This window comes from Streptomyces sp. NPDC001401, from assembly GCF_042895385.1.
Lineage (GTDB): Bacteria > Actinomycetota > Actinomycetes > Streptomycetales > Streptomycetaceae > Streptomyces.
The window spans coordinates 372,963-385,842 of record NZ_JBIAWI010000011.1 but is presented as its reverse complement, the minus strand read 5'-3'; the positions used below and the strand labels follow the sequence as shown (position 1 = coordinate 385,842).

Here is a 12,880-nt window from a genome sequence, read left to right as displayed (position 1 = left end):
GCCAGTTGTTCACGCGGAAGTGCCGCAGGGGCGGCCGGGTTCGTCCCCGGCCGCCCCTGCGGCGCGTGCGTCGATCGCTCGGTCAGGCGGTCTGCTTCGCCGCCGCCCGTCCCGCCGCCCGCCCGGAGAAGAGGCAGCCGCCGAGGAAGGTTCCCTCCAGGGCGTTGTAGCCGTGGACGCCTCCGCCGCCGAAGCCCGCCACCTCGCCGGCGGCGTAGAGACCGTCGATGGGGTTGCCGTCGGCGCCCAGGGCACGGGAGTCGAGGTCGGTCTGGATGCCGCCGAGGGTCTTGCGGGTCAGGACGTGGAGTTTGACGCCGATGAGCGGGCCGGCCGCAGGGTCGAGAATGCGGTGCGGGGTGGCGACGCGGCCGAGGCGGTCGCCGATGTAGCGGCGGGCGTTGCGGATGCCCTGGATCTGGGAGTCCTTGCTGTAGGGGTTGGCGATCTGCAGGTCGCGTGCCTCGATCTGGCGGCGCAGGTCGTCCGCGTCGAGCAGCGGCTTGTCCGTCAACTCGTTCATTTTCGTGACGAGTTGCTCAAGGGTGGGCGCGGTCACGAAGTCGGCGCCCTTGCGCAGGAACGCGTCGACCGGGGCCGGAGCGCCCTTGCCCAGGCGGTTCTTCAGCACCGCACCCTTGTCCTTGGCGGTGATGTCGGGGTTCTGCTCGGAGCCCGACAGCGCGAACTCCTTCTCGATGATCTTCTGGGTGAGGATGAACCAGGAGTGGTCGTAGCCGGCGATGTCCTCGGTCGTACGCAGGTGTTTCAGGGTGCCCAGGGTGTCGTAGCCGGGCAGGCAGGGGTCGGGCAGGCGGCGGCCGAGGGCGTCGAACCAGAGGGAGGACGGGCCGGGCAGGATGCGGATGCCGTGGCCGGGCCAGATCGGGTCCCAGTTCTGCAGGCCCTCGGTGTAGTGCCACATGCGGTCGCGGTTGACCAGGCGGACGCCAGCCTCGGCGCTGATGTCGAGCATGCGGCCGTCGACATACGCGGGCACGCCGGTGACCATGTCGGTGGGCGGGGTGCCGAGGCGCTCGGGCCAGTAGCGGCGGACGATGTCGTGGTTGGCGCCGATGCCGCCGGTGGTGACGACGACGGCCTGGGCGGTGAGTTCGAAGTCGCCGACGCGGTCGCGGTTGGAGGAGACGCCCCGGGGCGAGCGGTCTTCGGCGAGCACCGTGCCGCGCACCCCGCGCGCGGCACCGTCCTCGATCACCAGCTCGTCCACCTGGTGGCGGTGGTAGAAGGTGAGCAGCCCGTCGCGCGACGCCTGCTTGGCGTGGTCGACGAACGGCTCCACCACGCCGGTGCCGGTGCCCCAGGTGACATGGAAGCGGGGCACGGAGTTGCCGTGTCCGTCCGCCCGCAGGTCACCCCGCTCGGCCCAGCCGACCGTCGGCAGCAGCTTGATGCCGTGCCCGTCCAGCCAGGACCGCTTCTCCCCCGCCGCCCACTCGACGTAGGCGCGCGCCCAGCGCACCGCCCAGGAGTCCTCGTCGTCGACCCGGTCGAACTGGGCGCTGCCCTGCCAGTCGTTCCAGGCCAGGTCGAAGGAGTCCTTGATGCCCAGGCGCCGCTGCTCCGGGGAGTCGACGAGGAACAGTCCGCCGAAGGACCAGAACGCCTGGCCGCCGAGGTTGGCGGCGTTCTCCTGGTCGACCAGGGCAACTCGCCTTCCCCTGCTGGTGAGTTCATGCGCGGCGACCAGGCCCGCGAGGCCCGCTCCGACGACGATGACGTCCGCATCCATGGCGAGGGTTCCTTTTCTCGTTGGGGGGTCTGGTTGAGAGGGCTCGTTGGAGATCTCATCGGGAGGTGCCGCTGCCGTCGGTCAGCAGCGCGGTGAGCAGTTGTTTGAGCCAGACGCGGGCGCTCTCGACGTCCTTGTCCAGCAGCAGTTGGGTGGTGACGCCGTCGTACGCGGCGACCACGGCGTGCGCCGCGCCGTCGATGTCGCCGAGCACGGCGGGCGGCTGGGCGAAGCCCCGCGCGCGGGCGAGCCGGTCGGCGATCGCCCGGCGCAGCCGCGCCCGGTGTTCCAGCAGGGTCTCGGCGACCTGCGGATCGCGGGCTGCATGCACCAGGAAGTCCGTCTTCACCAGGAGCCAGTCCAGGTCGAGGAGCAGCACCTCGGTGACGCGGTCGACGGCGGCGGGCACGTCCAGGTCCGGTCCGTCCAGGGCGAGGGCCCCGGAGACCTGGTCCGCGATCAGGTCGGCGCGCTGCCGGTAGAGGGCGAAGAACAGCTCGTCCAGGCTGTCGAAGTTGGAGTAGAAGGCGCCCCTGCTGTAGCCGCCGGCCTCGCAGACCTCCTCGATGGAGACCCGTCCGAAGCCCTTGGCGGCGAACACGGCGAAGGCGGCGTCGAGGAGGTTGGCGCGCGTGCGGACCCGGCGCCTGGTCACGCGTGGGGCCGTTCCCTCCGTCGTCATCTCCGACCTCCGTTCGATACAGAAATGTATCCGATACATCGATGTATCGGAAGGCTGAGGTCGCTGTCCTCGTAGCACGGTCCGCGCCCGGCGCGGGCCTGACCCTGCTGACAGCAGAGCCGGTCGGCGGCGCGGCGTCGGCGCCGTAGTTTGCCGTCATGCGAGTTGCGGTGCTGTGTGACATCCATGGCAACCTGCCGGCCCTCGAAGCGGTGCTGCCGGAGGTGGAGGCGTCCGGCGCGGATGCGATCGTGCTGGCGGGAGACATGACGGAGGGCCCGCTGCAGCAGGAGACGCTCGAGGTGCTGGCGTCGCTGGGCGAGCGGGCCGTGTGGGTGCGGGGCAACTGCGAACGTGCCGTCGTCGAGGTGGCCGACGGCACGTTCCGGCCCACGGGTGCGGCGCACGAGGCGGGCACGATCTGGGCCGGACGGCAGCTCACCCCGGCGTGGCGCGACCGGCTCGCGGCGCTGCCGATGACGGCCCGCCTCACGGTGGACGGTCTCGGTCCTGTGCTGTTCTGTCACGCGACCGCCCGGGACGACGAGGAGATCGTCCTGGTGGACAGCCCGGTGGAGTGGTACCGGGAGGCGTTCGCCGGCGTCACGGAGCAGACCGTGGTGTTCGGTCACACGCACATGCCCTTCGACCGGCTCGCCGACGGGCGGCGCTACGTCAACCCCGGAAGCGTCGGCATGCCGTACGGACCGCGCGGTGCCGCGGCCTACTGGGCCCTGCTCGGGCCCGGGGTGAGCCTGCGCCGCACGCCCTATGACGCTCGGGCCGCCGCCCGGCGCCTGCGCGCCAGTACGTGGCCGGACGCGGAGGCGTTCGTCGAGGAGAACGTCCTGCACGGCCCGCCGGGCGACGCCGAAGCCCTGGCGTTGTTCTCCGAGGGCGCCCGCAAGAGCCGCGGGCTGTGACCCGCGCCAACAGCCTCACTCGCGCATCCGCCGCACGCTCCAGTCGAAGCTGCCCCGGCACACCGGTGTTCCCGCCGCGTCGGTCACCTCTGCCTGCGTGGAGAGCCGGGCCTTTTCGCTCTCGCCCGCCAGCAGTGGCTGCAGGGCGTGCCGCGCCTCGTCGGTGAGGCGGCATGCGGCGACCAGCCTTCCGCGGGCCGGGGCGAGGAACTCGAGCTTGGCGACGGTCCCCAGGGGCACGATCCCGTCGAGGTCACCTGTGCGGGTGCCGCAGGCGATGATCGCCCCCAGTCCGGCCGCGTCCACCAGGGCCATGAGCCCGCTGGAGTGCAGTGAGCCGATCACGTTCGTCAGCTCCTGCGGTGTCTCCAACACCACCTCGGCCGCGCCGTCGGCGGCCCGGAGCACCTCGATTCCGGCCGTGCGATGCGCCGGGATCGGCTCCAGCAGGGTGCGGGCCAGTGCCGTCATGTCCATCGCCGCACCGTCGCACGGCCCGTTTACGGCCGGGTGACTCCAGGGGCAACGGCCGGCGCAATCCCGGCCCTGCTCGATTCCACCGAGCCAAAATAGGAACAGATTTTCGAATCTGAGGTACCCTGAATCTGTGACCACGCACCTCCAGGGCTCGCTCTTCGACCAGACCGACGAGTTGCGTCTCGGCTCCCTCCACGGGATCCGTCGGACGCATCTCGGCCTCGGCGCCTGGATCGACGTCCTGCCCGGATGGCTCGACGGCTCGGACATCCTGTTCGAACGGCTGGCCGCCGAGGCGCCCTGGCGTGCGGAGCGACGCAAGATGTACGACCAGGTCGTCGACGTACCCCGGCTGCTCGCGTTCTACGGGGCCGACGACGCCCTTCCGCACCCGGTGCTGAACGAGGCGCGCGACGCCTTGTCCGCGCACTATGCCGACGAGTTGGGCGAGTCGTTCACCACGGCCGGGCTCTGCTACTACCGCGACGGGCGGGACAGTGTCGCCTGGCACGGCGACCGGATCGGGCGGGGCGCCCGGGAGGACACCATGGTCGCCATCCTCTCCGTGGGCGCGCCCCGCGATCTGCTGCTGCGTCCGATGCGCGGCGGCGACAGCGTCCGGCGCCCGCTGGGGCACGGCGATCTCATCGTGATGGGCGGCTCCTGCCAGCGGACATGGGAGCACTCCATCCCGAAGACCACACGCGCCGCGGGACCGCGCATCAGCATTCAGTTCCGCCCGCACGGCGTGCAGTGAGGCGGAGAGGCGGCCGCTTCGGCTGCACGCAGGGGGCTGCCTCCGGCGGACGGTGCCGGAGGCAGCCCTTCCGCTACTTCCGCAGCTGCCGTCCTCTTGGCCCCCGCTTCGCATCGCACCCCTGAGCTCGCAGATTGGCGCGGACCTGCCGCTTCCGGTGCGGGTCGGTTCTGCTTTGCTGGTGCTGTCGGGCAGGGACCTCACACCGCGGGGCAATCATGCAGGCAGACGTGCGGCAAGTCGCCGACGGCGTTCACTTGGTACACGGCAGCAACACCAACTGGGTGATCCTCACGGAGGGCGACGAGATGACCCTGGTGGACACCGGCTACCCCGGTGACCGGGAGCAGGTGCTCGCGTCCCTGGTGGCGGTGGGCGGGGCACCGGAGGCGGTCGCGGCGGTGCTGATCACCCACGCGCACAACGACCATCTGGGCTGCGCCGAGTATCTGCGCTGCACCTACGGCACGCCCGTGTACCTCCACGAGGCAGAAGTGCCGCACGCGCGCCGGGAGTTCCTGCACCAGGTGACCGTCGGACAGGTCCTGAGGAACAGCTGGCGGCCCGGTGTCCTGCCCTGGTCGGTGCACGCCGTCCGTTCCGGCGGCACGGCCCATGTGCCGGTCGCCGCCCCGGAGCCGTTCCCGGCGGCGGGCGCACTGGACCTGCCGGGCCGCCCCGTGCCGGTGCACACGCCCGGCCACACCGACGGGCACGCGGCCTTCCACCTGCCGCACGCCGGGGTGCTGATCTCGGGCGACGCCCTGGTCAGCGCTCACCCCACCTCGCGGATCCAGGGGCCGCAACTGCTGCCCGCCATGTTCCACCACGAGCGTGCCCGTGCCGTCGCCTCGCTGGACATCCTGGCCGCACTCGACGGCGATCTGCTGCTGCCCGGACACGGCCCGGTGCACCGTGGTCCAGTACGTGAAGCGGCACTTCAGGCCAAGGAGCGCGCCCTCTAAGGTGAGGTGACGATCACCCGCGAGGCAAGGACACGCAAGCCATGGCACTGCAGATCAGCGCGACGAACCCGGAGCACCCCGCGCTCCTGCTGGCCCTGCCCTGGCACCTGCCCCTGGAGGAGTGGCCCGACGAATACCTCGTCCCGCTGCCGCGCGGCATATCCCGCCACGTCGTGCGCTACGCCCGGGCCGGCGACGAGGTGATCGCCGTCAAGGAGCTCGCCGAACGGCCCGCCCTGCGCGAGTACGAGCTGCTGCGCGACCTGGACCGGCTCGGCATCCCCGCGGTGGACCCGCTGGCCGTGGTCACCGGGCGCACCGACCAGGAGGGCGACCCGCTGGAACCGGTGCTGATCACCCGGCATCTGCGCGGCTCGCAGCCGTACCGCTCGATGTTCGAGACGACCATGCGCCCGGCCACCATGCACCGCCTCATGGACGCGCTGGCCGTACTGCTGGTGCGCCTGCACCTCGCCGGGTTCGCGTGGGGCGACTGCTCACTGTCCAACACCCTCTTCCGGCGCGACGCGGGCGCCTACGCCGCCTACCTCGTGGACGCCGAGACCGGCGACCTGCATCCCCAACTCAGCGCGGGGCAGCGCGACTACGACCTCGACCTCGCCCGCGTGAACATCAGCGGTGAACTCCTCGACCTGGAGGCGTCGGGGGCGCTGCACCCGTCCGTGGATCCGGTCGAGTTCGGCATGGAGATCTGCGCGCGCTACGGGGACCTGTGGCAGGAGCTGACCCGCACGTCCGTGTACCCGGCGGGCAAGTACCACTACATCGAGCGCCGGATCCGCCGCCTCAACGACCTCGGTTTCGACGTGGCCGAGATGCAGATCCAGCACTCCTCCAACGGAGACACGGTCACCTTCGTGCCCAAGGTCGTCGACGCCGGCCACCACCAGCGCCAGCTGCTGCGTCTGACCGGCCTGGACGCGGAGGAGAACCAGGCGCGGCGGCTGCTGAACGACCTGGAGAGCTGGATGGCCACCCAGGACGACTACGCACCCGGCGACCCCCTCGCGGCCCGCCCCGAGGTGCTGGCCCATCGGTGGGTACGGGACGTCTTCCGGCCCACCGTGCGCGCCGTGCCCCTCGAACTGCGTGGCGCGATGGACCCGGCGGAGATCTACCACGAGCTGCTCGAGCACCGCTGGTATCTGTCCGAGCAGGCACAGCACGACATAGGGCTGGACACGGCCGTCGAGGACTACATCGAGAATGTGCTGCCCAGGGCGCGGGAGACCCTGGAGCCCGTCACCCCGGAGTGACTCAGGCGTGCGGGACCACGGCCACCGGGCAGTTCGCGTGGTGCAGGACCCCGTGCGCCACGGACCCGATGCGCGCGCCCACGGCCGTACGGTGCGCGCGCCGGCCGACGACCATCAGCTGGGCCCGCGCAGCCACCGACAGCAGCACCTGGCCCGCGCTGCCGATCTCCACGTGCTCGATCACGGGAACGTCGGGGAAGCGCTCCCGCCAGGGCTGCAGTGCGGCGGAGAGTGCCTTCGTCTCGAACGGTTCCAGGCCGCCGGCCTCCTCGAGGAGGTGCATCGAGCCCGGGCTGTACGCGAACACCGGCGGCAGCGTCCAGGCCCGCACCGCGCGCACGGTGGCGCCGCGGGCGGCCGCCGTCTCGAACGCGAACCGCAGCGTGTCGGCGCTGTCGTCCGGCTCGCCCTGCTGGCCGACGACGACCTCACGGCCGGCGGCCTCCGCCGTCGGCCGGTCATCGGCGCGCACCAGCACCACCGGCCGCGTGGCCTCGGCGATCACCTGTTGGCCGACCGAGCCGAGCAGGAACCCGACGACGGGCCCGTGCCCGCGTGAGCCGAGCACCAGCAGCTCGGACTCCGCGGCAGCGGCGACCAGCGTGTCGACCGTCTCCCCCGCCACGACGTCAGTGGTGACGTCCAGGTCCGGATGCCGTGCCGTGACACCCCGGACGGCCTCGGCCAGCGCGTCCCGCACCCATCCGGCCTGCGTGTCCGGGTCCGCCGCGTCGATCGCCTCGTACGGCTGGAAGCGCCAGGCCTGCAGCACGCGCAGCGTGAGCCCCCGGCGGACCGCCTCCCTGGCCGCCCAGTCCAGAGCCGCGATGCTCTCCTCGGTTCCGTCGACGCCTGCGGTGATCGGGCGGGTCATGCGGCTGCCTCCCAGTCTCGTGGTCAGGTCACTCCCGCCCAGTCTTCACTACGCTCCTGCCATGGCCTTGGAATGGGAGCAGGTGACCGTCGACGCGGCCGACCCCGTCGCGCTGGGGCAGTGGTGGGCCGAGGCGCTCGGCTGGGTCGTGGTGAACGACGCGGCCGACGAGTACGAGATCCGGCCCGAGAAGGACCGCCTGCCGGGCCTGATCTTCGCTCCGGTACCGGAGGCCAAGACCGTCAAGAACCGTCTCCACCTCGACTTCCGCCCGGACGACCGGGACGCCGAGGTGGCCCGGCTGCTGGCGCTCGGCACGCGGACGTCGGGCAGGGCCAGGTGCCATGGGTGACGCTGGCGGATCCGGAGGGGAACGAGTTCTGCGTGCTGTCGTCGAGGCACGGCTGAGCGGTGGCCCGCCGTATACCGGAGCGAAGCGGGACGATCGAACATACGATGGGCGGGAGCCGGCGTGGTGACTGCCTTTGCGACAGGGCTCGCCGGCCGTCAGTCCGACCACTCGGGGTGGGAGACGTATGGCACAGGCGTCCGACGCAGCGCGGACCGTCATCATGACCGTGGACAAGACGTCACCTTCGGCCTTCGATTCTTAGGCGCACGTTGAGCGCATTCGCGCAGGTCAACGAGCTGTATAGCCATACATTGATCTTGGATGGACTTGATCGAAGGCAGGCCATCGGGCCGCGATTCCATGGAAGATGGGCGGAAGCGCCTACGGATCGACGGCACGCCGCGAATGCGCAGGTCAGCGCCAGGGCGACCAGCGCCGGAGCTGTCAGTCGATGATCCGGCCATAGGGAGATCCGCCGGGACGGCGTCCGCTGATCATGTCGGCGACCAGGGGGCGCCACGGCTGCACCGCTTCCTGATCGACTTCGTCAGGACGGCTCCTGTGCTCGGGGTCGGTGGAAACCTCGCCCGAGGTTTTGCTACGACGGAGCCGGGGACGGCCCCCACGGGTACGCAGCTCCGCAGTGAGCGACTCGATCTTGTCGAGGTCGGGCTCCGGCTCGGCCACGGCGGTGGCGAGTTCAGCCCTGATCGTCTTCTTTGTCCTCACCGTCGTCCTCCTGGTCCAGGGCGGCCCGCGCGGCGGCCATGATTGCCCGCCTCCGGGCCGTCGAATAGCCACCCGGCGCATCGCTCCACCGGTCGCCTCGGAGCCGTCTGCGGCCTCGTCGTACTCGTCCACGACCTCGCCGTCCACGAACGGCTCATCGGCCGGTCGGCGCTCCGGACCCATCTCGCGGTAGCAGCCCCGGCGCGGGTCCCAGATGCATTCCACCCCGCCGATCACGACCGGCCACGGCGCGCGGTCGGCCCTCTCGTCGGCGTCCGGCTCCGGCGGCTCGGGCAGCGGATCACCGTTCAGCTTCGCGGCTGCGGCCTCGAGGACGAGCAGACGGCGCGGAGCGTCGAGACCGAGCACGGCGGTCACGGCCTCGACGGCGGAGGTGACGGCGTCTGCCTCGACCTCGGCCCGGCGCTCAAGGACGACGTCGATCGCATCGGGGGCGTCGAGACCCTTGAGCTTCCGCAGCGACTCCTCCGCCCGCAGACAGCGGTCCCACGCTGCGGCCCACTCCTTCGAGCCGCGCGGGGAGCCGACCCGGGTTGTGTACGCCCGCCGCCAGAGATCGTCCAGCCGCGCCGCGCGCATGGTGATCAGTTCGTCGACCGGAAGGGCACTGCGCCGCTCGTCCAGGATCTTCGTGATCCGGGTGTGGACGGTCGACTTGCCCAGGCCGACTTGGGCGGCTATCTCGCGCTCGGTGAGGCCCGCGATCAGCAGCCGGAAGATCTCCTCGTCCTGCCCCTCTCTCAGTGCCCGTCCTGCGTGCCGTTGGGGTGGTGCGGCCATCACGTATCAACTCCGTGACTCTGCTGGTGATGTTGTCTGGGTCATGCGACGGCTGCGCACAGCGCGTGAAAGCGCGTGGTACGGCGGCGCTCTTTCCAAGGTCCTGATGTCCATGCCGGGCATCGGCATCAGGACCGGCGCCCGCATCCTCATCAACGTCGGTGACGGCACGGCGTTCCCGTCCGCTGCCCACCTCGCCGCCTACGCCGGTCTCGCCCCGGCGACCCGGACCTCTGGGTCGTCCATCCGCGGTGAACAGCCCTCACGGAGAGGAAACAAGCAGCTCAAGCGGGCCTTCTTCCTCTCCGCGTTCGCCGCTGGCCGACCCGGCTTCCCGCACCTACTACGACAAGAAGATCACCCAGGGCAAGCACCACACCCAGGCCATCCTCTGCCTCGCCCGACGCCGAGCCGACGTCCTCTTCGCGATGCTCCGCGACGACACCTTCTACCAACCACCAGCCCCCGTTGCCCCTTGACCAAAGTCATAGGGGCACCCCCCCGTACGCCGGGGCGGATCGCGCTGTCCCAGAATTCGGGGGATGCACTCCCGCCGCGACCTCCCCGACCATGGGCGTCAGTACGTGTCCACACAAGCCCTCTACACGCCGACAGGGCAGGGATCGGACGGTCGACCGGTGCGAAGGTTCACGGTGCTCTGCGGGGGCTACATCGTCAGCATGACGGGCACGGCGCTGACCTCGTTCGCGCTCACCGTCTGGATCTATCTGGAAACCGGCTCGACGATTCAGTTCGCCGTCGGTTTCATCCTGTCACTGCTGCCCGCGATCGCGATGTCCCCCTTCGCCGGAGCGCTGGTCGACCGCTGGGACCGGCGCACGGTGATGCTCGCCGGCGACATGGTCGGGGTGTGCACGAGCCTCTCCCTGGCCCTGCTCGCCGGCCTGGACGTTCTTCAGCCCTGGCACATCTTCGTCACCATCACCGTCCGCTCGGCGCTGGGAGCGTTCCTCGTACCGGCGCTGAACGCGAGCGTGACGCAGCTCGCCCCGCGCAACCAACTGGGCCGCGCCAACGGCATGGTGATGACCGCGACCGCGGTGAGCCAGACCGTGGCTCCGGCGCTCGGTGGGCTGCTCATCGTCGCGATCGGTCTCCCCGGAATCCTCGCCATCGACTGCGCGACGTTCCTGCTCAACATCGCCGTCCTCCTGCGGATCCGCATACCCCGGCCCGCCGCGTCGGAGGACGGAACGGCCGGCATCTTCGGGGAGATCCGCAAGGGCTGGCACCACCTCGCCACCCGGCGCGGTCTCGTCCCGCTGCTCTGCTTCTACGCCGCGCTCAATCTGGCGGTCGGTTTCGTCGACGTCCTCTTCACGCCGCTGGTGATCGGCATGGCCTCGGTGACGGCGCTCGGTGCGGTGCTGACGGCGGGCGGCGTCGGCATGTTCCTCGGCGGCGCCGCCATGGCCGCGTGGGGAGGGCCGCCGAAACGGATCCATGGCATCGCCGGGCTGGCCGTGCCGCTCGGGTTCTTCCTCTGCCTGGGCGCCCTGCGCCCGAACATCGCCCTGGTCGCCGTCGCCGCCTTCGGCTTCCAGTTCTGCTCGATGATCATCGACGGCACCAGCCGGAGTGTGCTGCAGACCGAGGTGGAGCCCGGCATGCAGGGCCGCGCCTTCGCCGCCTTCAACATGATCACCAACACGGTGCTGTTCACCGGCTACATGCTCGCCGGGCCCGTCTCCGAGCGGATCTTCGAACCGCTGCTGCGTCCGGACGGCGCCCTGGCCGACACCGTCGGCCAGGTGATCGGCGTCGGTTCCGGACGCGGCTCGGCCTTCCTCATCCTGCTGCTCGGGGTCGCCGTCCTGATCGTCGCACGGCTCGCCTACTTCTCACGCGACCTGCGCGCCCTGCGCGACGACGTGCCGCTGACCGCCCCGGCAGCCGCGAAAGCGGCACCGAAGCCGCAGGCCGACGCCGCAGGCTCCTCCTCAGGCCATGAACCGGCCGCCCGCCCATGACCACCACCGACCAGGAGGAACCCGGCATGGACCACGACCCGGTCGCCACCGGCGGAGCAGACGCCCTCGCCGATCTGTTCCCCCACGGCTACGACCCCTTCGACTTCCGGATCCACGAGGACCCCTATCCGTTCTACGCCTGGATGCGGGAGCACGCTCCCGTGTACCGCAACGAGGAACGGGACTTCTGGGCCCTGTCCCGCCACGCCGACGTCGTCGACGCACTGCGCAGACCGCGGCGGTTCTCCAACCGGTTCGGCATCTCACTGGAGCCGGAACTATGGGGTCCGCATGCCCCCAAGACCAGCTTCTTCCTCGCCATGGACCCACCCGACCACGGCACCTACCGCGCGTTGATCTCCAGCGCCTTCACCCCGCGCCACGTGGCCGCGATGGAGGCGCGGATCCGCGAGATCACCCGCGACCGGCTCGAGGCCCTGCGCGGTCAGCAGCGCTTCGACTTCGCCACCGACTACGCCGCCGCCCTGCCCAACGACGTCCTGTGCGAGATGCTCGGCATACCCGAGTGGGACTGGGACCTGATCCGCGCGGACACGGATGCGCTCAACGTACGCGAGGACATGTCCGACGAGCGGGGACCGACGGCGACGGCGGCAGCGCTGCGCATGGCCCAGTACTTCGTCGGACTCGTCACCGACCTCCGCAAGAACCCCGGCCAGGACCTGACCTCCACCCTGATCGGGGCAGAGGTCGACGGCCGACGACTGACCGATTCGGAGATCGTCGGATTCCTCTTCGTCATGGTCGGCGCGGGCAATGAATCCACCGGAAAGACCATCGGCAACGCCTGGTACCACGGGCATCTCGATCGCGGGATACAGCAGGCCGGGCTGAACGGGCGGGCCGACGACTGGGCGAGCGAGACGCTGCGCTACGACTCGGCGAGCCAGATGGTCGCCCGTCGCCTCACCGAGGACATCGTTCTGCACGGCGTCCCGTTGCCCGCGGGTGCCCGGATCGCCGTCCTGCCCGCGTGCGCCAACCGCGATCCGCGGGTCTTCCCCAACCCCGAGCGCTTCGACCTGGATCGCGACACCGGCAGGATGATCAGCTTCGGGCACGGACCGCATCATTGCCTCGGCTCGGTCCTCGCCAAACTCGAGATGCGCATCGCACTGGAGGAGATCGGTGCCGTCGTGTCCGCGTACGAGATCGACCTCGACCGCGCTCGCCGCGTCCACACCCCGCACCAGCGCGGTTTCGCCGCTCTCCCGTGCGAGGTCACCTGGCGCACCGCACGGGCCCACTGACATCGGCCGCTGCCGGCAGCCGACGGCA

At 70.7% G+C, this 12,880-nt stretch carries 12 protein-coding genes and 1 pseudogene; 8 read left to right on the top strand and 5 right to left on the bottom strand.

All coding sequences use genetic code 11. From position 1 onward, the window contains the following. Positions 1-82: 82 nt before the first annotated feature. Positions 83-1,753, bottom strand: coding sequence for an FAD-binding dehydrogenase (locus ACFY10_RS33435; protein ID WP_390668964.1), 1,671 nt, complete (start codon positions 1,751-1,753; stop codon positions 83-85). A 55-nt stretch (positions 1,754-1,808) separates the two neighbouring features. Further along, positions 1,809-2,435, bottom strand: a complete 627-nt coding sequence (locus tag ACFY10_RS33430; RefSeq protein ID WP_390668963.1) for a TetR/AcrR family transcriptional regulator — start codon at positions 2,433-2,435, stop codon at positions 1,809-1,811. A 158-nt stretch (positions 2,436-2,593) separates the two neighbouring features. On the opposite strand from ACFY10_RS33430, the gene ACFY10_RS33425 reads away from it, so the two are divergent. Then, positions 2,594-3,358 carry a metallophosphoesterase family protein gene (locus tag ACFY10_RS33425; protein WP_390668962.1) on the top strand — a complete coding sequence of 255 codons (765 nt, stop codon included), beginning with the start codon at positions 2,594-2,596 and terminating at the stop codon, positions 3,356-3,358. 15 nt (positions 3,359-3,373) lie between these two features. On the opposite strand, the gene ACFY10_RS33420 is transcribed toward ACFY10_RS33425, so the two are convergent. Further along, positions 3,374-3,835: a PaaI family thioesterase gene (locus tag ACFY10_RS33420; protein WP_390668961.1), complete on the bottom strand. Its 462-nt coding sequence runs from the start codon at positions 3,833-3,835 to the stop codon at positions 3,374-3,376. A gap of 130 nt (positions 3,836-3,965) precedes the next feature. Here ACFY10_RS33420 and ACFY10_RS33415 point away from each other — a divergent pair, with 130 nt between their 5' ends. The 3 genes from ACFY10_RS33415 (at position 3,966) to ACFY10_RS33405 (ending at position 6,834) form a co-directional block, all read left to right on the top strand. Then, the gene (locus tag ACFY10_RS33415; RefSeq protein ID WP_390668960.1) at positions 3,966-4,592 is read left to right on the top strand and encodes an alpha-ketoglutarate-dependent dioxygenase AlkB; all 627 of its coding nucleotides are present in this window, start codon (positions 3,966-3,968) and stop codon (positions 4,590-4,592) included. A gap of 218 nt (positions 4,593-4,810) precedes the next feature. Further along, entirely contained in the window at positions 4,811-5,557 is a 747-nt protein-coding gene (locus tag ACFY10_RS33410) for an MBL fold metallo-hydrolase (RefSeq protein WP_390668959.1), read from the top strand. 41 nt (positions 5,558-5,598) lie between these two features. Then, a complete protein-coding gene (locus tag ACFY10_RS33405; protein ID WP_390668958.1) occupies positions 5,599-6,834 on the top strand; it encodes a DUF4032 domain-containing protein in 1,236 nt (411 codons plus the stop codon). 1 nt (position 6,835) lies between these two features. Here the strand turns inward: ACFY10_RS33405 and ACFY10_RS33400 are convergent, their stop codons facing one another. Further along, a complete protein-coding gene (locus ACFY10_RS33400; RefSeq protein WP_390668957.1) occupies positions 6,836-7,708 on the bottom strand; it encodes a universal stress protein in 873 nt (290 codons plus the stop codon). A 61-nt stretch (positions 7,709-7,769) separates the two neighbouring features. Here ACFY10_RS33400 and ACFY10_RS33395 point away from each other — a divergent pair, with 61 nt between their 5' ends. Next, positions 7,770-8,060 carry a VOC family protein gene (locus tag ACFY10_RS33395; protein WP_390668956.1) on the top strand — a complete coding sequence of 97 codons (291 nt, stop codon included), beginning with the start codon at positions 7,770-7,772 and terminating at the stop codon, positions 8,058-8,060. 444 nt (positions 8,061-8,504) lie between these two features. Here ACFY10_RS33395 and ACFY10_RS33390 read toward each other — a convergent pair whose 3' ends face one another. Beyond that, positions 8,505-9,590, bottom strand: coding sequence for a hypothetical protein (locus ACFY10_RS33390; protein ID WP_390668955.1), 1,086 nt, complete (start codon positions 9,588-9,590; stop codon positions 8,505-8,507). A 91-nt stretch (positions 9,591-9,681) separates the two neighbouring features. Between ACFY10_RS33390 and ACFY10_RS33385 the strand changes: the two are divergent. From ACFY10_RS33385 to ACFY10_RS33375, 3 genes and pseudogenes are all read left to right on the top strand, one after another. Continuing rightward, positions 9,682-10,069 (top strand): annotated as a pseudogene (locus ACFY10_RS33385) (transposase); the annotation flags it as partial. A 159-nt stretch (positions 10,070-10,228) separates the two neighbouring features. After that, complete coding sequence (locus ACFY10_RS33380; protein ID WP_390668954.1) at positions 10,229-11,581, top strand: MFS transporter; 1,353 nt, start codon at positions 10,229-10,231, stop codon at positions 11,579-11,581. Next, the gene (locus ACFY10_RS33375) at positions 11,578-12,852 is read left to right on the top strand and encodes a cytochrome P450 (protein ID WP_390668953.1); all 1,275 of its coding nucleotides are present in this window, start codon (positions 11,578-11,580) and stop codon (positions 12,850-12,852) included. The genes ACFY10_RS33380 and ACFY10_RS33375 overlap by 4 nt, the downstream gene beginning before the upstream one ends. Positions 12,853-12,880 lie beyond the last annotated feature (28 nt).